This window comes from Paenibacillus sp. FSL R5-0345, assembly GCF_000758585.1.
Lineage (GTDB): Bacteria > Bacillota > Bacilli > Paenibacillales > Paenibacillaceae > Paenibacillus_AQ.
The window spans coordinates 1,261,944-1,281,943 of the sequence record NZ_CP009281.1 but is presented as its reverse complement, the minus strand read 5'-3'; the positions used below and the strand labels follow the sequence as shown (position 1 = coordinate 1,281,943).

Below are 20,000 nucleotides of genomic sequence, written 5' to 3'. Positions count from 1 at the left end.
TCCACTACGCCTCCTGTCCTAGATAGGCTTCGATGACTTTTGGATGATTCCGTATTTGTAGCGGTGTACCCTCAGCAATCAGCATTCCGCGATCCAGCACATAAATCCGGTCACACACTCCCATTACAAGGGACATATCATGCTCGATAAGCAAGATCGACAGATCAAAGGACTCACGGATCCAAGCAATCAGATTCATTAGCTCTTTGGTTTCGTTCGGGTTCATCCCTGCCGCAGGTTCATCCAATAGCAAAAGCTTAGGCCCCGCTGCAAGCGCACGCGCAATTTCCAGTCGCCGCTGATTTCCGTAACTAAGATTCCCGGCACATTCATCACATTGATCAGCTAGATTAAAGATTTTGAGAATGTCCATAGCCTTCTGTGTAATTTTGTTCTCCTCAGTAAAATGCTTAGGCAACCGGAGCATAGAGGTAAAGATTGAATGTCTGGCATGCTGGTGAAACGCGATCTTAACATTATCGAGAACCGTCATAGCGGTAAATAGCCGAATATTCTGAAATGTCCGCGCAGCCCCTTTTCGATTAATACGATAAGGCTTCATCCCACCTACAGCCTGATTGCTCAGAGTAATGTTACCGCTGGAAGGCGGATATACCCCCGTCAACAGATTAAAAAGAGTTGTTTTCCCCGCCCCATTAGGTCCAATAAGTCCAATCAACTCACCTTTATTAATGTGGAGGGTTACTTCATTCAGCGCCTTAAGTCCCCCAAATGCACGACTCGCCTGTTGAACATCAAGAAGCACTTCCGCTGTTAATGCTGTCACTTGGCTTGACCTCCTTTTTAGACAATTTCAAGAAAGAAAAACCCGTGCTGCCAAGCAGCCCCTTAGGCCGAAAAATCATCATCAGAATTAGAATCGCCGAGTAAATAATCATCCGCAGCTCCGGATACTCCTGAAGCACCGTAAAGAGCACTGTCAGCACAATCGCACCCACGATGGCACCGCTTGTACTTCCTAGTCCACCTAACACAACCATGACTAGAATTTCGAATGATTTCAGAAAATTAAAGCTACCAGGATTGATGACGTAGAACTTATGAGCAGAGAGACCACCAGCTATCCCCGCAAATAATGCACCGAGTGAAAAAGCAATGACTTTGTACAAAGTCGTATTAATCCCCATCGCTTCAGCAGCAATTTCATTCTCCCGAATCGCTATACAAGCTCGGCCGTGAGTGGAACGTATAAAGTTATTGATGACAACAACCGTGACCAGTGTGAACAGAAACATAATCGTCCAAGTCGTTTGATTGGGGATGCCGCTTAGACCTGAAGCTCCGCCCACATATTCTGTATTGAGCAGGACAATCCGAATAATCTCTCCAAATCCCAGCGTAGCAATCGCCAGATAATCTCCATTTAGCCGTAAGGTCGGAATCCCAATAAGTACACCAAAGAATGCAGCCACCAGACCAGAGATTACTAACGCCAGTACGAAAGGCATGTCAAAATTCAGAGTTAGAATAGAAGAAACATACGCACCAATGGACATAAACCCAGCATGCCCGATTGAGAATTGCCCTGTTATCCCGTTAATCAGATTCAAAGACACCGCCAGCATGACATTTATACAAATCAGAATTAGCGTAGACTCCATAACATCATCAAATATTCCCGTTGTTAGAAGAACTTGAATGATGACATATAGGACAATAGCTAAGACGATGCCGATCCAAAATGACTTGTTTATCTTCTTCATACGGCATCTCCCTACACTTTCTCACGGACATTTTTACCAAACAGCCCGGACGGTTTAAAGATAAGGATTAGGATGAGTACAGCAAAGGCCACACCATCACGCCACGAAGAATACCCCAGAGAAGAAACCTCTGTCTCAACTGTACCCAGCAGAAGCCCACCCACCAAAGCGCCGGGAATGCTGCCAATGCCACCAAGCACAGCAGCCACGAAAGCTTTGAGTCCTGGGAGCACACCCATCATCGGGTCAACCGAATTGTAAGTCATTCCAAAAATAACGCCCGCCGCTGCCGCAAGTGCAGATCCTATAGCAAAAGTAGCTGAAATTGTCCGATCTACATTAATTCCCATCAGGCGTGCAGCTTCCATATCAAAAGAAACAGCCCGCATCGCTTTACCGATCTTGGTTCGGTGCACAATATACTGGAGAATGATCATCAAAACAACCGTCGTTCCCAAGATCATAATTTGGTTGGAGTCTACCTGAATCGAAGAACCAAACAAGGTGTATTGTTGCTTATTAAGTATCTCTGGAAAGCCTTTAGCCTGAGGCCCGAGAACAAATACACCTGTGTATTCCAGAAAAAAAGAAACGCCGATTGCAGTAATAAGTACAGCGATCCGCGAGGCTTTTCGTAGAGGTTTGTAGGCTAGCCGTTCGATCGACATCCCCAGTAACGCACTGATGGTCATAGAGATCACCAATGAAATAAGTAAGACCAGGATTGGAGGCAGCCCTGCCGTAGCCAGATACCTAGCGCTGAACAATCCAATAAACGACCCCACCATAAACACATCACCATGAGCAAAATTGATCAATTTAATAATCCCGTAAACCATGGTGTACCCTAGTGCGATCAGAGCATATATGCTCCCTACAGAAATCCCGTTAATTAATTGTTGAATGAAATACTCCATCGCCGTCCCCCTATTCCTATATTCACTTTTTAAAAAGCACCTTTCTTAAGCTTACATTCATTTTCATTATTTTATGTCACTTATATTAACATAAAAATACAAATAGATTAACGATAACTGTGTTATTTACTAAAAAATTCAATATTTACGTTATATTACATTACATATAAATTCATTGAACAAGGAGTGATTCTACGGAAAAATGTGTAGGGAGGAGGAAAACTGAGGAAATCAGAGATTTTTGAAGTTCGGCACCAATTGACCCATGTTCGATATTCATTCGAATGCTGAACTCAATGGGAAATAATATAACATTTATCTCATTATGACATACAAAAAAAAGCTTATTCCCAACCGATAAACGGAAGGAGAATAAGCTGTTCACATTTTCTCTTTTAATTCTAATTCTTTAATCTGCATCATATGATGTCGGTCATGTGATATAAAATCCTTTAAATATGACTCAAAGCAAAACCTTCCGTCAACATATTTTTCCGAGTATTTTTCCTCTTCAAGACTACCTATACAATCTAATATTAAGTTACGATACTTCATCGTCAATTCTATTATTTCGTCTTTAGTTTTTGTCTTACCATATGTAACAGCATCATTATTAAATAGATCGAAATCAATAAGTTGAAGTGTTATCGCTTTATCGCACACTATCGGTTCTATTGTCGATTCATAAAAGTATTTATCCCAAAGCATTATATGACTAACAACATCATGAATTGCCCATTTTCCTTCAGCGATGGGTGTTTTCCAATCTAAATCAATAATTTCTAGAACAAATCCATTCCATTCCTTAAACTGATTTAGCAAGTCTGATCGGTTATTCATTTGCATATCTCCTTTTTTATCATCATAATCCCAGAATAATTCTTTCTAAAAAGATTACATCATTTGACTTATTTGATGTTGTAACAAACTTGCCAATAAGAACTTCTCTTCACTATCAGCTGCGCCCACTAATAGACTATGACCAAGTTCATCTCTGACAGTAATGTTAATTTCGTTTTGCTTTAAGATAATAGTTCCAACCTCTTTAGAACTCAACTTACTAGTAACTCGCTTTACAAAAACCGAAGCTGTCATTCCAAGAGCTTATTTTTTATATATGTAATCAATAAATCCTTGCCGTATCCATTCGCCTTCAAACTTTCTTTCCAATACTCGATCTTCTTTGTATATTAATTGCATATCCTCAAACATAGAATCCGCCTCATGATAATCATAATAAGAGTGGATCACTAATTCATCATCTTCCATTTGCTCATACTGATGTTCCCCTAAATCAACCCCGTCACCGACTCGAAAATCCTTAAGGGTTAAAAAATTAACGAACAATAGCCCACCAGGTTTCAGCACCCGTTTCAATTCATTTATTGCTTCTTTCACATCTTGTTTTTTCATATGAAAAATAGAATTATACGAATACACGAAACTCATCGACTCATCGTTTAATGCCAACTGTCTCATGTCACCCTGATGAATGTTTAAATTCTGCCCTCTTTCTGCTGCGAACTGATTAGCTCTGTTCATTTGTTCAACATTCATCTCTATTCCGTATGTAGCGTATCCATAATTCGCAAACAAACTTAGTGGAGGTGTATCCCCTCCTGCACCACAATCTAATATTGTTTTTTCCATACCACTTTCATTACACAATGCCAAAAATCTGTACAAGGGTATTTGTTTAAAAAGCTCCATATTTGTTGCGCTCCTTTAATTTTAGGTTAATCCTTTCTCAATCCACCTTACTCATAGCTAAGATCCTTCTTGTAGTAAAAATGCTTACACCCAAGTGGAGCATCTTCAATAGTTGCAATCACTTTATATCCATACTTCTTATAAAATCCAGGCGCTTGAAAGCTGAATGTATCTAATTTGATAAAAGTACATTTTTTCGCTCTAGCAACTTGCTCTGCTTCTTCCAATAATCTTTTCCCGTAACCTTGACTACGATAGTTATCATCCACCCACAAAATACCAATCTCCATCCAATTCCAACATATCGCACTGTTGATACCGGCAATAATATCTCCTTTATCATCCTTCAAGCATAAATTCACCTCCTCATAGATGCCATTTGGTACTTGTTTAGAATTAAATTCAATAAGTTTTTTTCTAACGTAATCTGTTTCTTCATTTGAGCTATAAAGTATCTTAGGATTAATCGACATAAGTTCCTCCGGATGTTTTATCTCTAACATTGAATCCCCGCAATTCCAAAAGTCCCATTTATAACTTTCTCGTACTCATCCCATTCAAAATAAAAAGGCCCAACATTAATAGCTTTATTGCTGGGTTCCAGTTTGAAATCTCTCCATATGATAAGATTCTCTTCTTTTTCAATAAATACGGATATAAAGCCGCATTCTTCATCTCCACACCAGGGACAGACTAATATTGGGTACCTATAGTACAAATATTCATGCATTTCGTTTAACAAGAAATAGTTAATCATTTTCCTTTGATGCTCTTCACTCCCCCACCCGAGGGATGGAACCATGTCATGTTTTTTAAGCGTTTGGTAAAGAGACCTATCATCAATTATTATGTCAGCAAATTTGGTATTTTTATTTCCTTCTTGATCACGATCAAGACTATCATATCTACTTGAAGGTTTAGTTTGTAATTGATTTAAAATTTTCATTTTCCCTCCGCAGTATAACTACTGTGTTAGCTGATGTAATCGACTTCGTTAGGCTTATTAGTAAACATTCGCTTTTCTCACTCTATTCACCTTCCCAAATATAGAATCCGGCCACCATCATCACTAATAATTTAGAAAAAAGACAATTTATACAACAAAAAAAGAGCCCCCAAAATGGAAGCTCTTCTTATGTAATTCAGAACGGAGAGAGTGGGATTCGAACCCACGCACCGCTTACGCAGTCTAACCCCTTAGCAGAGGGTCCCCTTATAGCCACTTGGGTATCTCTCCATAAAAATGGCTCCCCGAACAGGACTCGAACCTGTGACAACTCGATTAACAGTCGAGTGCTCTACCAACTGAGCTATCAGGGAACATTAGAAGTAAATTTAGAAGTGAACATGAATTAATTTATCATGATTTCAAGGTCTAGTCAAGCGGGTAAAATAATTTTTGTGATCGTTTTCAAATTTACCTCTTACTCTGCCTCAATATAGATTTAAGAGGGAGCTATCCCCCTCTAGTCTATACACACCATTCCCCGTCTTCCGGAACCTGTACTCGATCTTGTAGCTCCTCCTTCTCCAAGTGAGCTTTTAACTTATCTCGGGTAACTAGGCAATGGTTGATGGCGTTCATGTGTACAGCGATGACCTTAGAAGAAGGAGCATATTCGCATAAGTCTACGACATCCTGCTCATTCATTGTGATATGGCATCCGCTTAAAAACTGCGCACCACCAGCATTTACAACTGTCACCTCAGGTTTAAAAACGTCCAATGCCATTTTCACCTTATCACACCAAATTGTATCCCCAGCCACATATAGAACAGGTTCTCCTTCCGCCTGAAACACAAACCCGGATACCTTACCCATAAGTTTACCAGTCACTCCAGTGCCATGCCGTCCATCAGTACGTGTTATAGTTATTCCATTAAACGTCAGCGAATCTCTAATTTCCGTGGTATGCTCAAACCCCTGCTTCGATAATTTATCTCCGTCTCCTTCCTGACATAATAGTGGTAGATCATGCGGCAACAAAGAAATGGCAGCGGCATCCCAATGATCCTGATGAAGATGTGTGACAAGAATTACATTAGGACTCAGCCATTGTTCTATGGCTCCCGGCAAAGGAACGAGTGGATTCCGACGGTCATTTTCGGTATTAAAAATGGGAGGATTAACACCCTGCTCACTCAACATAGGATCGATCAGAAATGTACATCCTCCATACTCAATCCATAGGGTCGCGTTGCGAATATGCTGTATTTTCATCGTAAGCCCTTCTTTCTTTCAGATCTCTTCTGCTACATTTAATTATAGTTTGACCTTGAAACAGAATACATTGAGATTAGAAAGAGATTGGCCTGTTCTACTTTCACGCAGAAAGGATTTTAGATAATGATGAGTTCTTATTCCATAGATGATGTGGATTTTCGCATCCTACAGCTTCTAATTGAAGATTCCACGATCAGTCACAGAGACATTGGGCAGCAAGTCCATATGACAGGTCAAGCTGTGGGCGCGCGTATTCGCAAAATGCAGGACACAGGAGTCATTGAAGGTTACACCGTTCGCTGGAATCCGGATAAGGTTGGGGAGACTATACATGCCTTTATTACTGTGTTTCTGGGTTCGAATACGGTCCATCCAGCCTTTCAGACATTCGCAAAGCAGCATGACAGCGTTAAAGAAATACATCGCGTCAGTGGAGAAGGCTGCTATTGGATACGTGTTCGTACGGGAAGCCAAGAGGAATTGAATAACTTTCTCGACGAGCTGCTGAAGTTCGGAAATTACAGAGTCAATCTATCAATGGGAAAGCTGAAATAAGGCTGTATCGCGTAGGAGGCCGCTATCGAATCAGTTGACCTTATATGCAAAAACGCAGAGCAACAATTCTCCAATAATCGGAGAACCGCTGCTCTGCTGTCTTTTTACATATGAAATGTTATAGCTTCTACTACCAAAGCTAATTCAATAATTTAGCTGTTCTAAGCAAACGAACTAGAATCACAGCTGCTTCTGCACGGCTAGTATCACTGCCAGGCGCAAAGCTGCCTGCGGATTGGCCTTTCATAATCCCTTTAGCAGTTAAGACATTCACAGCTTCAGTTGCCCAAGAAGAAATAGAAGATGCATCTGTGAAAACATTTGTAGCAGTGTTTGCTCCAGATACTTCAGCTCCAAGGTTCAGCAGCTTCAATGCTCTAGCTGCCATAACAGCCATTTGCTCCCGTGTAATAGGAGCATTCGGACGGAAGGTTCCATCCTCATAGCCTTGAACTAATCCTAGAGCTGCTGCGGCTCTTGCGTCCGCTGCATACCACGATAAATCGGACACATCACTGAAGGTCCTCGTTGTATTCCCAACGACAAGACCCAACGAACGAATCAGCATAGCCGCGAACTCGGCACGACTAACTGATTCCTGAGGCGCAAATGTATCTGCGGATTGTCCGGTCAAGATCAGTCGACTAGCAAGCATCTCAATCTCATTCTTTGCCCAGTGTGAAGAAATATCCCCAAATGTAACAGGGTGCAGTGCTGCGACGAATACACCGCTCGCACTACTGCTCTTAACAGTAACCTTGGTCATCCCATCCACGAGTTCGAACATCGCAGGTACATAACGGAAGGAACCTGTCTGTTCATCATAAATAAGGACTACCCCCGTCTTCGCATCCAGCGCTTCCTTAATCATAAATGCACGTTCTACATAGGTGGTGCCGAATCCATTAGCAGGTACAATGGTTTTGCCATCTGTAACCTTTAAGGTAATACTTGCCGGAGTTCCTTGTACAGTAAAGCCTTGCTGCTTAGCCTTAGCAAGCAGTTGTTCCAATCCTTTTCCGCTTAGCGGATTTACTTGGAACTCTAGCGTACCTGCTGGCATTTGTGCCGCTTTCAGCACGCTCTCCACGAGTCCTAGAGGGAAGCGATAGCTCATATCGCCACTGGCAATAACAAGCACCGCATTCGGGCTAAGTACTGCCGCATTGCGTAAAGCTTCTGCGCTAAAGCGAGCTGTACCATCTCCATTAGCTGAAATCTCAATCACAGCCTGCCCAGCAGTCGCCTTAGCCTTTAACTGCGCATCATGATTTGCAGCTGGTGTTGGCATTGGTGTAGCGACAGGTGCAACAGGATTTACTAACCCCGCCGGATCAGGAGTACTAGTTGGACCTGGTGTGCTCGTTGGAGCTGGTGTACTCGTTGGACTAGGTGTACTTGTTGGTTCAGTCGGATCCACAGGACCCGTCCCACCATTAGGTAATACCACCTCAACTGTATACACCCTCTTATCGTTGCCAACAGTTACCGTGAAGTCTGTGCTTCCCGCTTTAAGCCCATGCAGACTGCCGTTTGTAAAAGTAGCAATATCACTGTTCGTCAGCACAAGTGTAGCTTGTGAAGTAATCTCCACCCCTTCTTTGTCCAACACCTGAAGGATCGCTGACTTTCCTTGTTCCAGTACAACAGGTCCGCTCTGTCCATCTTCAAGCTTGAGGGAGAACGGTTTAACAGCTGTGGCTATTCCTTGGTTCTGTTCAATGATGCTTAATTCAGGAGATGCATTGGTCAGGAGATTCATCCGTTCGCCACGAATAATCAAGTTGTCGACGAGCAGGTTACCTTTCAGATTTTTCGTAACTTCTATACCGCTTGTGCCTGCCCCGTCTAATACATTATTCGTCAGCATAATTCCATCAATCGTCGTGAGCGCTTCTCCCTCAAGGTTACCGTGGGCAATCAGGCCAGAATAGGTGCTGTCGAGCGCCGTATTGTTACGGATGAACACTTTTCCTTTCAGATCACTCTCACCAGCGTACAGCCATAACGCACCGAGATTCACCCCATAACCGGAATCATAACTACCTGTGCGAAGTAATGTATTCCGCTCAACTATAGTCGTTCCTTGGAACGGCTCTGCGGAGAAACGGGTAGATACAGCGATCCCGGCTCCGTTAGTCACAGTATCTTTTACCACGTTATCTTGAACTTTGTTATCTTTACCACCGAAGACCACAATGTTATCGGCCAACCATGGCAGTGAGACGTTATTAAAGCGTGCCGTATTGTTATAGCTAAGTGTCCGTTCCGCGCCATTCACTTCATTCAATTTGGCATCTGTGAACGACCACATTGCAATACCATCATCCCCTGGATAACGGATGTCACTTTGTTCCATCATGCTGTTGCCCGTGCCTACGGCAAAGTTAATTCCATCTGCCATAAGGTTACGGATTCGAAGACCTGCCATGTACAGACCATTTGTGCGAGCCTTCTCACCAATAGGTTGTGTTAACCACAAGCCTGCTTTGGTATGTTCAATCCATACGTTCTGAATGACCGAGCCTTGCCCAAAAGCACCATGGAAGGCGTTGGTGAATGCTTCATCATCTCGTACGTTTATACCACCATCAATTAATAGGTCGTATACACCGACTTTGCCGCCATGACCATAAAATTTTGCTCCATTCAGAACTGTATACCACATGCCTGCACCACGAATTTCAGCCGTATCCAGATCCAGCAAACCCTTTCCGACATTGAAGGTACCTGCTGGGAACCAAACCCCAGTACCTGTTGCCTTCGCTTCGGCAAGCGCTGCCTTAAAGGCTGCGGTATCATCATCTTCATCATTGGCTACCGCTCCAAAATCCGTTACGGAAATAAATCCTTCAGGGCGTGTTAACTCAGGTGCTACCTGCTCCATATCCACCAAGTCGATGACGTATGAAGTGGCATTGTCTCCTGTTCCCTTCTCTAAACGAATGGTAGCTCCAGCAGGAGCGTTCCCAATCAGAGCATGAATTTCATCAAAGAAGCGATGTCCACTACCTTGACGAGGATCATTAGACCATGGGTAACTACCGTATTCCCAAGCGTATTTTGATGTCAGATTTAGCTTTTTCTTAACTCCATCTACATATAGGGTCAAAGTTTCATCAGCACCAGTACCATCCGAACTGTCAGGAATGGAATAGCGAAGAACAATAGAATTAGCTGCTTCTGCAAGCTTGAACTCTACATAGTCCCCCGTATTCTTCAAGGCGACAGCTTGTCGTCCAGAAGCCTCTGAAGCCATTGTACGATATTTCCGCGAAGGACCGATCAGCGTTCCGTTAGTCGCTGCATCTTCAGCTTCATAACTAATGTAAGGAACTGTGGCTCCGCGGTAAACTTTGTTTACGCTATTTTTTACGGTCAGGCTATCAATACTTACTTTGCCCCAATCAATGTTGCCGTTGCTTAGAGAAACCGTATTAATCCCTGCACGAAGCTTCAGCTTCACCTGTTCAGTCGTCCAAGAGGAGGACTTCGCCAAGCTAACTTTAGCCGATTCCTTCAGGCCGTTCACCTCAAGCAACAGATCCGTTACATCACTGGAAGTGTTCTTGTATCGAACAACGGCATCGTATTCTCCAGCTTGCTGGGCATTGACTGCAAACCGCATAACATGATCGCCTTGGAATGCTTCTCCTCCTGCATAAATTGCATCTGTAGGAATGGGCAAGAAGCTCCAAAGAGTGCTATCGGTTCCCACAGCAGAGCCAAGTTGAACAGCTGATGCGTCGTGAGTAAGATAGGCTGTTTTATCCGCGCTTAGCAGGAGCTTGTAGCCTAATTTCTCTTCCAGCGTCCACTTGGAACGTTCAGTTTCCCCAGAAGCTAACAAGAGGGCTTGGTCTGCTTCATTTAAAGAAAGATAATGTTTGGTCTGAACGTTCATTATGCGTTTACGTCCATTTACATCCTGAACGATCCACTGGGAGTGAGCAGCGTTATCGGAAGGTTCCGCATATACGAGCGCCCCTTCTTGTTCAGCCAATACTTTGCCAGTTAGCCCTTTCGGCACGATCGTTATAATATTGGTATCGTTCTGAACTGGAGTTGTTGTCTTGTTATTGCGCAGTTCTCCAGACGGAGTAGTAAACTCCTGCGAAGCTGCTTCAAGCGTCCATTGAGCTAAGCCGTCACTCTCTAGTAGGAGCGCACGTTCAGCATATCCTGTCTTATTCGCAATGTTTATTAATTCATCGTCGTATTCTCCATAGAGACTACGAATGGTGTAATGCGTATAATCGGAAGCCAAGCTTACTTCCCAAGCAGATGCTCCGTCTATAGCCGGTTCTGCGCTACTGCTCTCCAAGTATGAATAATCTCCATTCAATGTTAAAAAATGTCCAGTTGCACGATTGATAATCGTCTGTTTGCCGTCCTGCACAGCTATATTCCAATGCGAGAATCCATTCTCTGTTGACGGCTGCCCGTACAGAACAACTCCGTGCTCATTCTCGTATAAATACTCCCCGCTGTTTGCATTCTTAAATCTTACAGGGTAAGCAGGGATCGTCGGCGCAATCGCTTCAACGGCTTCAGCGGTAAAATGCGCACTGTTTCTATCCGCTGCATCGGGAGCCTTACTAATCTTAATAATCGGATTTCCCTTCTCATCGGAAGCCCCATACATATAGTGGCCAGCCCATCCACTCTTGAAAGTAGTCAAACCTGAAGGCTGCATATCCACAATCCACTTAATGCTGCCCCATACATCATAGACAGTTTGCAGTGTCTGAACGGCAACATTAGGCTCAACCTCATCTACTGCACCACCTATATGCTCCAGGGAGAGATAACGTCCAGTACCTTTATTTTTAATCTTCACAGATCCATTGCTGCCAGCTATTTCTTGCAGCTGCCAGACAAAGGTATCGTCGTTCATATCAAGTGAACCATAAGTAGCCTGACCTACTGTTACATCCTCGTTCGCAGCGGCTAGAGGGGTCATTTTTGCGTCAGCGGTTGCAGATTCCGTCTTATCCTGCGGCACCACTACTTCAGTGTCCTGCGAATCATAGACAGCTTCGGTGACAGTCTTAGATTCTAGCAATTTCTCTAGTACATCTGGAGAACTCAGCAAAGGACCGTCCTTAAGATATTGATCTTCACCATTTACAGCGTCTAGCTTGAAGCGGAACAAGTCCTGCTTTTTCTCGGTGACAGGAACAAATCTCCACTGCGGACTGCCCCAACCTGGATTGATCACACCATACTCAGCATATTTAGTGAGATTCTGAAGTGAGATGAATTTTTCTGGGAATGTATTAGGTTCCTTGTCGAGGACACTACTGATTACGTAGGTACTATTCCCAATATTTTTTCCTGTCCAGATGTATGCCTGCTGCACATTATTCCTGTCTGGTAGCTCGGTGACCTGAATATGGCCATCTGGCATATTCACCGTGTTAATATAGTGGCCTGTTTTCTTATTCTTGAATAGCTTACGGCCATTGTACTTCTCAACCAGCCATTGATCAGAGCCATCCTTCTGCATATTTCCGTACTTCAAAAGGCCGTCAGCAGATTCATACCAATAAAAAGACTTCCAGCCATTTTGAATACGATAATATGGAATGGTGCCATCTGTTGGTGTGTTAGGGTCTAGAAGCTGCCACTGGGCGCTTAATGAAGTCGCATCCCCACTTGCTCCTGCACTGTCTCCACCCAAGGTAGATAGATAGATGCCTTTACTCCCGCAATTTTCTAACGTCTGGTAGTCATCATAATCATCAGAATCTTTAAAATTCCATTGATCCGATGGTTGGCTACCACTGATCTGCAAGGCCTTGGCTGTGCCATCACTATACGAAAGATAATGATTAGTTGCTGCATTACGAATACGTTTATTGCCGTCATAATCCTCTATATACCATAGATAATCGGATGAATCAGCAGTATCTGGAGCAATTAATCCGTGCTTAAGTGCACCGTTTGCGGATTCATACAAGAAATCTGTAGCTACTTGTGCATCTGTATAAGTTGCCAAGCGTACCGGCTGCAACTCGGAAATAGGAACAATTTTCCACTGGGCATTAGGATTGGCTGCTTCACCCGGCCAGCTGTTAGAGCGCACGTTATTATCTTCCTCAAACTGAGGATTCAGCCATAAAGGTTTAACTCCGTCGGTTAATCCTTTATTACTTAAGGTAATAAAACCCGCTCCATCCGCGCCTGGTGCATCTTCCTTCACCCATTCGCTTAGCGTCACCTTGTCCGGATCGATTTCTTGCGAAAAAACTCCAGCCCAAGTCACTTCATTTTGCTTAATATAATGACCCGTCTCACGGTTTCGAATCATCAGTGTTCCGTCGTCCGTTCCCGGCTCAAGAAGCCACTGGGCAGCCTCATTCTTCAAAGGCTGTTTACCGTAAAGTACATTTCCTTTTTCCTCATACATCACCTGACCGGGACGCATCCGGCTTTCCAACCGTACAGGTACTGTTCCTGCGTTAGGATCGATAAAAGCCCACTGCGGACTCTCAAACGTAATATTGATATCCGAGCTTACCTGCGCATAACCAAGCTGATTCTCCTCATGGATAACCAACTTACTCTCAGGTACGCTCGCGCTTCGGATGATCATGTATCCGTTTCTATTGGAAATATCGATCAGCCATTGATCCGTAACACTTCCAGCTCCTTGGAGATCCGCCGCCTTAAGTGTATCCTCTTTGCCGTTATTACCAGCCATTGTAATGTAGTGGCCCGTCTTTACATTCTTAATTCGTGACAGACCATTTACCGTCTCCACTGTCCAATGCGATGATGTGTCCGCTGGATTGGTCATGCCATAACGCACGATACCATCAGACGTTTCATATAAGAAATTATTTTTCCACTTATTCTTGATGAGTACTGTCCCTGATGGGATTAGCCCTGCGCCTGTTCCTCCAACTCCCTCTGCACCTACGGAACCGCTACCGATTCCCATCACAGGCAAGCTTGAGAAAATCAGCAGCATCGCGAGCAGACCCGCCATCGCGGACCTGAATCGTTTCATAAATGTACCCCCTCTACCTAATATGGACTTCCCTTCCATCTTAATTTGGTAACGCTTACAAAACGATGTGTGATTTTATCCAGAAAAAGGTGTATTTGTACGTATCTCCCGAAAGGTCTGAACGCTACTGAAAATTGACAAATCTGCTGAACCCTAAGATAGTTAATTTAATAAGAAACGAGCATTCATTAAATGGAGGTACATATGAAATTCAAAATGGATTCACCAAAAATATCAGATCCAGACGCTCTACTCCCTGAGCAAATATACTCGCTGCAAACCAAAGATGAATTTAGTCGTTGCAGCATAAGCGATACAGTTATTGATAATCAAGAGGCGAATAAAGTCAGCTTTGATCAAGTGGTTTTTAAAAATGTTACGATTATCGAGTCGTCCTTAACTGGGATTGAGCTGATGGATGTGATTTTTGAGCGATGCGATCTATCCAATGTGGATTTTACGAATGCGATTATTCATCGAACCGAATTTAGAAACTGCAAGCTCATCGGTACGGACTTTACAAGGGGGCGATTCCAAAATGTTCGCGTGGTAGATTGTATCGGGGATTTTGCAACGTTTCGAATGGCTAATCTGAAGCAGGTTGCTTTTGAGAATAGTTCATTGATGAGCTCTGATTACTACCAATCCAATTTCCAGAAGGTCAGCTTCAGTGAGTGTAATATTGATCAAGCCACCTTATCAGGATCAAAGCTTAACGGGATTGATCTAAGTGACTGCGAGTTCAGTGGCTTGATCGTGGATATTCAGGATTTAGAAGGATGCATCATTTCGCCTCAGCAAGCTGTTTCCTTTGTGGGATTGATGGGTCTGGTTATAAAATAACGCCATGCTCGTGTCTGATTACTGGACTTCCAGCGCCAGCAGCTTCAGCTTCCCCGAACATTTACCGCAGCGGTAGCGCTTGGGATCTACTTTTCGCTTACGCGGATACTCCATGGCGCACGCTGTACAGATCAGCTTGTACCGATAAGGCAGTGACTTCCGAGCTTTCGCACCCGGCAATGTCTGACAGTAGCGACTACCGCCAACTTGTGCAAGCAGTCTCTTGAAATCAGTGTCACGATGCATATACCCTCGCTTCGCCAAATGCAGATGATAATGACAGAGCTCGTGTTTGATAATCTTCTCCGTCTCTTCTCTACCGAACATAGCAAGCTGATGGGGATTAATCTCTATATTATGGCTTTTGGTAAAATATCGTCCGCCTGTTGAAGATAATCGGCTGTTAAAGCTTGCCTTGTGTCTAAAGGGTACACCAAAGCTGTCCCGCGACACCTGCTCAATCCACAGCTGCAGCTCTTCGTTGCTCATCGTTTCCATAGCGTTCTATCACAAGTCCTTTCCACGGGAATTAACATCTCTACTTGAATTGTAACTTGTGCATAGGCTAAACTGTCAAGAAGGAAGACAAGTACGGAGGGAGAATGACCAATGCCGAAAATGCGGTATGTAATTTTGCAGCAACATCAAGAATTGCAATTCGTGGAAATGCCCGAGGAATATGCGTACCAGCTAAGTGCGCTCAATTTACGTCTAAACAAAGAAATCGACAAGCTGACAGCCGATAATGTACCGGATCTGCCCTTAGCGATTGCTGAGTGTGATTCACTGGATCTGTTACGTGAGGATTACTCCCTGGAGTCCGGTCTGGATTATATCAATAGATTGGAGCAGGCCTTCGCCTCTGTTCAAGAGCAGAAGAACTATCCACTGATCTCCCTGCTGACCGAGATTCGGGCATTGCAAGCTCAATTAGAGCAGTGGTACGAAGAGGAAGCAGAAAGCATTCTGTAAATCGTCACCTTTAGGCTCATTTCTCCATATGCTAACTTACGTAAGCAGTTAGAGGAGTGATACCCTTGCCACAGTGGCTCTGCCATCAACTGATGAAAGCCTATTACAAAAAAGACCGCCGTCAGATCAAGCTGCTGAACGAGTGCTGGTTCTTTTATCGTAATTCTGCGGAATCACCGGATTCCATCCAGAGAAATTTATAGGGTTCGTTAAATTCAAAAATCCATCCCGCATTGTGCAGGGGATGGATTTTTGTATACGGTTCGTTGAAATCTCAATTAGAACATCGGGAAGACATATTTGACTAAGAAGAAAAGTGCTCCGAAAAAAATAATAATATAAGCAGCATATTTAATAAAGGTAGATGCGACAACACTGGAATCCGACTTCCGTTGCACCTCTGTATGCTCCACTTCAACGCTTCTATCTTTATAGCCCGGTTCCATCATCAATCTCTCCTTTCGAATATAGGCTGTAGATAGTCTCCATTAACCCGGGGCTTTCAGAGTTGAAACAAAATTCCAAATCGAACCAGTTATTGTTTAGCATCATAAAGCTGCTTATTTCGTTTACGATTCCAAGCACATCGCCTTATGAATTCGAGCTCCCTGATGGTTCGGCTCCAAGTCCAATGCTTCTTCAAAGCGCTCTTTCGCTTCCGTCATTTTCCCTAAGCCTAATAAGCCTAGACCCATCATGAACAAGCAATGAATTTGATTGCGTCTGTTCAGATCATCCTCGAATACGAGAAAATCAGGTAAGGATACAGCAAAATAATCAAGCTTTACCTCATCAAAGAGATGTCTTTCTGCAAAATCGATCAGCTGATTGAAACGCCGTTTCGCTTCCTTCGGATGATTCAGCTGTATCCATGCTAAGCCTTGATAAAAGATCATTTCTGGCGGCTGATCGTTGTAGTACATTGCGCTGGCTGGTTCCTCCAAGCCTTGTGACGCAATCGCCCAGTGACGTGCTGCTTCCTCTGGCTTGCCTAATCCGTTATAAGCCACACCAAGCTCGTAATACACATTATTCTCTTGCGCACCATCGAGCTTACCTTCACCCAAATTCTCTGGATAATGCAGCGCACGTGTTAATAATGAGATAGCCTCCTCATATTGACCTTCCTGATTCGTCTGCTTGCTCAGCTCAACAAGCGCCAAAACATATTGTCCTGTGGCTTTCCCTTCTCCACCTTCCCATGGATGGAATTGACGTCTTAATAGAACAGACAAAGCATCCTCATACTCGCTAAGCAAATTCAGTAGAGTCACATATTCAAGGTACAAATCATCCCGCTTCTCCACAAGCTCCATATGCTGCTGTAATCTTGCCATGCGCTCTTGGGCAGGGACACCCATCTTCTTATGCAACTGATCCAGCTCATAGAATACTCTCGCATCATTCATATTGTACTGGAAAGCTTGTTCAAGTGACTGCAAAGCAGCCGCAGCGTCATTCCGCTTATTGTAATAAGCAAGCGCAAGGTTACGATGAACCGTCGGGAAACGATCATCAAGCGCGACGGATTGTTCCCAATGACGAATGGCATCGTCGGCACGTTTTTTATCATAGAATAGATTCCCAAGATAATAATGAGCCTTACTATCCAGTGGATTGCATGTAATCGCGCTTGCTAATACCTGCAGCTCAAACAAGCTGTTCGGGAAGCAGTAATCAGAGGGTGCGGATTGAGCAAGCTGACGCTGCGCTGTTGCTTCTTCTTTACGGCCTATTTTCTCGTATACATAAGCCAATGTGTAATGCACCATCGGGTATGTGGGTTCATTCGATGCCATACGAATCTGCTCTAACACCTGTGCAGCTTCCACGTATAATCCACTACCTGCATAATCAGAGGCCAGATTTAGATAGTTATGCACATCGTTTCGCATGAACTGTGCAAGCTTCATTTGAGCCTCAGCAGCTTCCTCTTGTCGCCCGAGCAATTTAAGCGTTAGCACTCTCTCATATGCAGCACCGAAGTCCGCGATATCTAGCCTCAATGTCTCCTCTGCGAATGTAATTGCCTCAAAGTAACGTCCAAGCTTACGTAAAAGTGCTGTTTTCACATGTCTTGATTTATAGTTTCTAGTGTTACGTACCAAAGCACTTGTTGCGAGCTCCAACGCCTCTCCATACGCCCCACGTTCACAAGCAATTTGACTCAGTGCATAATATCCACTATCTTGGAATGCTGCAGACCATACCACCTTATAAAAGGCAGCAAATGCTTCTTCATTACGATCCTGCAATCGGAGTGCTACACCAAGCTGATAGTAAGCTTCACTATCATAGGGGTTCGGATTACGCCAAGTCAGCGATTCAATCGCTGTACGGAAATGTTCTTCCGCTTGCTTGAACAACCCTCGGCGAAGCAACAGCGTTCCATAAGCCACATTAATTCGAATATCGGAAGCATCTCTTTTTAAGCCTTCTTCATAATACTGCTCTGGCTCGAACGTGGCATGACGGTATTGCTCCAGATGAACTCCAGCCAAATACAATTGCTCTGTGCTTTTTAATTCTTCCGGTAGCGGAAGTGGCTTTGCTGCATCTGGAACCTTCTCAATACTAGGCTTCGCTGGACGATATGATATAAGGCTGTTTCCGTTCGTATCAAATACCGTTACGATTAAGTGATGCGGTCGATCGGCTTCATCTAACGTAATGACCGATTTGTAGGTTAATTCTGGAGAGAGCGTGATCGTATCCTTCACATACGTTCTATGCTGACCCCTCAGTTCAATAACCGCATCCTCAAATACCGAAGTTCCGTAGGCCATCACAGTTGCAGTCTGTAAAGTCTCATCTACCTCAAGATTGACGGCAGCATCAACAGAAGCATTTTTCACAATTCCGATGTTCTTATATGGCATGAAATATTGTGTAAATGACTTCTCTTCATACGGCTGGAGCCAAGTGAAATCGGGTTGATTATCCGTAAATACCCCTGTCATTAACTCAATATAGGGTCCGTCCTCATCAGTTAAATTACGATCCCACGCTTGACCAAATTCGCCGTTCCCCCAAGTCCACTGCTTTTTACCCGGAGATACATGGTGATTCGCTACGTGAAGCAGACCTGCTTCAACCCCATGATCATAACCGCCCACGAAATTGTAATCGGATTTGTACGCCATGTATGACGTAGGAACCGGAATATTTTTATAGCGTGAAATATCTACACCTTCGGAATAATCCTTCTTGTAATACGTTCCTGTTGCAATTGGGAATCTGGACACATCACGTTTACCATGGTCGAATACGGCCGTCACATCCGGCGGAAACACCGATTGAGTATCATCATTGACTGCAACTGCAGGGTTTGCCCACCATAAGAAGGTTTGTGGCTCCGGGGTTCGGTTATATAGCTGTGCTGTAACTTCGAGATAGGCTTTTCCAGGATGCAGTGTGAAGCCGGTTGTGACCTTCGTTCCGTACATTCGGTCAATTTCACTCACCCATACAGTTGCACTGCCATCTTCATTCTCCGTAATCACATGCTCCACAGGGCCAAACGTGTTCGGACGATGATGCTGCGGCCAGTTAAATTCAATACCGCCTGAAATCCATGGTCCTGCCAGACCAACAAGCGCAGGTTTAATCACGCGATTATAATAAACAAAATCATAATTGTTCGTCTTATCCAGAGCGCGATAGATACGGCCGCCAATTTCAGGCATGATCTCAATACGCACATATTCATTTTCGAGCATGACCATCTGATACGATTTCATTTCTTTCTCATCCATAATTTTATCAACCACAGGATGTGGATATACTCGCCCCGAGCTGCCTTGATAAACTCGCTTCTCGAGGAACATTGGATTTTTATCGGGTTCACCTGTTTCATAGGTAGGAATTTTAACTGCTTCTTCCCATACGCGGACGCTGTTTGTTAGAACTGTAGAAGGCCCTCTCATACTCATTTCCATACTCTCCTCCTTCGTGATATAGCTCTAATTTATCGTTGCATGCGCTTTTAAACAATTGACGATAATCTGTAAATGATGGACAATATTCTTATCCTATAAATA

General features: G+C 43.7%; 17 protein-coding genes and 2 tRNA genes. 4 read left to right on the top strand and 15 right to left on the bottom strand.

Features of this window, described 5'->3' with window-relative positions; genetic code table 11:
• Window positions 1-4: 4 nt before the first annotated feature.
• The 11 genes from R50345_RS05615 to R50345_RS05565 form a co-directional block, all read right to left on the bottom strand.
• Complete coding sequence (locus tag R50345_RS05615; RefSeq protein WP_081390102.1) at window positions 5-787, bottom strand: ABC transporter ATP-binding protein; 783 nt, start codon at window positions 785-787, stop codon at window positions 5-7.
• A complete protein-coding gene (locus tag R50345_RS05610; RefSeq protein ID WP_042124789.1) occupies window positions 756-1,724 on the bottom strand; it encodes a branched-chain amino acid ABC transporter permease in 969 nt (322 codons plus the stop codon). The genes R50345_RS05615 and R50345_RS05610 overlap by 32 nt, the downstream gene beginning before the upstream one ends.
• A gap of 11 nt (window positions 1,725-1,735) precedes the next feature.
• Window positions 1,736-2,563 (bottom strand): branched-chain amino acid ABC transporter permease, encoded by an 828-nt coding sequence (locus tag R50345_RS05605; RefSeq protein WP_375105351.1) that lies wholly within the window; start codon window positions 2,561-2,563, stop codon window positions 1,736-1,738.
• A 459-nt stretch (window positions 2,564-3,022) separates the two neighbouring features.
• The gene (locus tag R50345_RS05600) at window positions 3,023-3,481 is read right to left on the bottom strand and encodes a DinB family protein (protein ID WP_042124785.1); all 459 of its coding nucleotides are present in this window, start codon (window positions 3,479-3,481) and stop codon (window positions 3,023-3,025) included.
• 54 nt (window positions 3,482-3,535) lie between these two features.
• Window positions 3,536-3,736: a hypothetical protein gene (locus R50345_RS05595; RefSeq protein ID WP_042124783.1), complete on the bottom strand. Its 201-nt coding sequence runs from the start codon at window positions 3,734-3,736 to the stop codon at window positions 3,536-3,538.
• Window positions 3,737-3,745: 9 nt separating this feature from the next.
• Window positions 3,746-4,351 (bottom strand): class I SAM-dependent methyltransferase, encoded by a 606-nt coding sequence (locus tag R50345_RS05590; protein ID WP_042124781.1) that lies wholly within the window; start codon window positions 4,349-4,351, stop codon window positions 3,746-3,748.
• 47 nt (window positions 4,352-4,398) lie between these two features.
• The gene (locus R50345_RS05585; protein ID WP_042124779.1) at window positions 4,399-4,824 is read right to left on the bottom strand and encodes a GNAT family N-acetyltransferase; all 426 of its coding nucleotides are present in this window, start codon (window positions 4,822-4,824) and stop codon (window positions 4,399-4,401) included.
• A 23-nt stretch (window positions 4,825-4,847) separates the two neighbouring features.
• Window positions 4,848-5,297, bottom strand: a complete 450-nt coding sequence (locus R50345_RS05580) for a hypothetical protein (RefSeq protein WP_042124777.1) — start codon at window positions 5,295-5,297, stop codon at window positions 4,848-4,850.
• 202 nt (window positions 5,298-5,499) lie between these two features.
• Window positions 5,500-5,588, bottom strand: a tRNA-Ser gene (locus tag R50345_RS05575).
• A gap of 7 nt (window positions 5,589-5,595) precedes the next feature.
• Window positions 5,596-5,671: transfer RNA gene (locus tag R50345_RS05570), tRNA-Asn, on the bottom strand.
• 151 nt (window positions 5,672-5,822) lie between these two features.
• The gene (locus R50345_RS05565; RefSeq protein ID WP_042124775.1) at window positions 5,823-6,572 is read right to left on the bottom strand and encodes an MBL fold metallo-hydrolase; all 750 of its coding nucleotides are present in this window, start codon (window positions 6,570-6,572) and stop codon (window positions 5,823-5,825) included.
• A gap of 129 nt (window positions 6,573-6,701) precedes the next feature.
• Here R50345_RS05565 and R50345_RS05560 point away from each other — a divergent pair, with 129 nt between their 5' ends.
• Window positions 6,702-7,130: an Lrp/AsnC family transcriptional regulator gene (locus tag R50345_RS05560; protein WP_081954235.1), complete on the top strand. Its 429-nt coding sequence runs from the start codon at window positions 6,702-6,704 to the stop codon at window positions 7,128-7,130.
• A 139-nt stretch (window positions 7,131-7,269) separates the two neighbouring features.
• Here the strand turns inward: R50345_RS05560 and R50345_RS30135 are convergent, their stop codons facing one another.
• Window positions 7,270-14,145 carry an S-layer homology domain-containing protein gene (locus R50345_RS30135; protein ID WP_052414480.1) on the bottom strand — a complete coding sequence of 2,292 codons (6,876 nt, stop codon included), beginning with the start codon at window positions 14,143-14,145 and terminating at the stop codon, window positions 7,270-7,272.
• A 204-nt stretch (window positions 14,146-14,349) separates the two neighbouring features.
• Between R50345_RS30135 and R50345_RS05550 the strand changes: the two genes are divergently transcribed.
• Entirely contained in the window at window positions 14,350-14,988 is a 639-nt protein-coding gene (locus R50345_RS05550) for a pentapeptide repeat-containing protein (RefSeq protein WP_042124771.1), read from the top strand.
• Between the two features lie 18 nt (window positions 14,989-15,006).
• On the opposite strand, the gene R50345_RS05545 is transcribed toward R50345_RS05550, so the two are convergent.
• On the bottom strand, window positions 15,007-15,477 hold the full coding sequence (locus tag R50345_RS05545; RefSeq protein WP_081382729.1) for a SprT family protein: 471 nt from the start codon (window positions 15,475-15,477) through the stop codon (window positions 15,007-15,009).
• Between the two features lie 120 nt (window positions 15,478-15,597).
• Here R50345_RS05545 and R50345_RS05540 point away from each other — a divergent pair, with 120 nt between their 5' ends.
• Together R50345_RS05540 and cmpA are read left to right on the top strand one after the other, a co-directional pair.
• Window positions 15,598-15,960 carry a hypothetical protein gene (locus R50345_RS05540; protein WP_042124766.1) on the top strand — a complete coding sequence of 121 codons (363 nt, stop codon included), beginning with the start codon at window positions 15,598-15,600 and terminating at the stop codon, window positions 15,958-15,960.
• Window positions 15,961-16,025: 65 nt separating this feature from the next.
• A complete protein-coding gene (gene cmpA, locus R50345_RS31135; RefSeq protein ID WP_094874036.1) occupies window positions 16,026-16,163 on the top strand; it encodes a cortex morphogenetic protein CmpA in 138 nt (45 codons plus the stop codon).
• 75 nt (window positions 16,164-16,238) lie between these two features.
• Here the strand turns inward: cmpA and R50345_RS31580 are convergent, their stop codons facing one another.
• Both R50345_RS31580 and R50345_RS05535 read right to left on the bottom strand, forming a co-directional pair.
• Complete coding sequence (locus R50345_RS31580; RefSeq protein ID WP_197069826.1) at window positions 16,239-16,406, bottom strand: hypothetical protein; 168 nt, start codon at window positions 16,404-16,406, stop codon at window positions 16,239-16,241.
• Between the two features lie 123 nt (window positions 16,407-16,529).
• Window positions 16,530-19,892, bottom strand: coding sequence for a tetratricopeptide repeat protein (locus tag R50345_RS05535; protein ID WP_042131896.1), 3,363 nt, complete (start codon window positions 19,890-19,892; stop codon window positions 16,530-16,532).
• Window positions 19,893-20,000: the final 108 nt, after the last annotated feature.

Coding starts and splice junctions, on each gene's coding strand:
- R50345_RS05610 (WP_042124789.1), bottom strand. CDS start 1,724: ATGAAGAAGATAAACAAGTCATTTTGGATCGGCATCGTCTTAGCTATT.
- R50345_RS05605 (WP_375105351.1), bottom strand. CDS start 2,563: ATGGTTTACGGGATTATTAAATTGATCAATTTTGCTCATGGTGATGTG.
- R50345_RS05600 (WP_042124785.1), bottom strand. CDS start 3,481: ATGAATAACCGATCAGACTTGCTAAATCAGTTTAAGGAATGGAATGGA.
- R50345_RS05595 (WP_042124783.1), bottom strand. CDS start 3,736: ATGACAGCTTCGGTTTTTGTAAAGCGAGTTACTAGTAAGTTGAGTTCT.
- R50345_RS05590 (WP_042124781.1), bottom strand. CDS start 4,351: ATGGAGCTTTTTAAACAAATACCCTTGTACAGATTTTTGGCATTGTGT.
- R50345_RS05585 (WP_042124779.1), bottom strand. CDS start 4,824: ATGTCGATTAATCCTAAGATACTTTATAGCTCAAATGAAGAAACAGAT.
- R50345_RS05580 (WP_042124777.1), bottom strand. CDS start 5,297: ATGAAAATTTTAAATCAATTACAAACTAAACCTTCAAGTAGATATGAT.
- R50345_RS05565 (WP_042124775.1), bottom strand. CDS start 6,572: ATGAAAATACAGCATATTCGCAACGCGACCCTATGGATTGAGTATGGA.
- R50345_RS05560 (WP_081954235.1), top strand. CDS start 6,702: ATGAGTTCTTATTCCATAGATGATGTGGATTTTCGCATCCTACAGCTT.
- R50345_RS30135 (WP_052414480.1), bottom strand. CDS start 14,145: ATGAAACGATTCAGGTCCGCGATGGCGGGTCTGCTCGCGATGCTGCTG.
- R50345_RS05550 (WP_042124771.1), top strand. CDS start 14,350: ATGAAATTCAAAATGGATTCACCAAAAATATCAGATCCAGACGCTCTA.
- R50345_RS05545 (WP_081382729.1), bottom strand. CDS start 15,477: ATGAGCAACGAAGAGCTGCAGCTGTGGATTGAGCAGGTGTCGCGGGAC.
- R50345_RS05540 (WP_042124766.1), top strand. CDS start 15,598: ATGCCGAAAATGCGGTATGTAATTTTGCAGCAACATCAAGAATTGCAA.
- R50345_RS31580 (WP_197069826.1), bottom strand. CDS start 16,406: ATGGAACCGGGCTATAAAGATAGAAGCGTTGAAGTGGAGCATACAGAG.
- R50345_RS05535 (WP_042131896.1), bottom strand. CDS start 19,892: ATGAGTATGAGAGGGCCTTCTACAGTTCTAACAAACAGCGTCCGCGTA.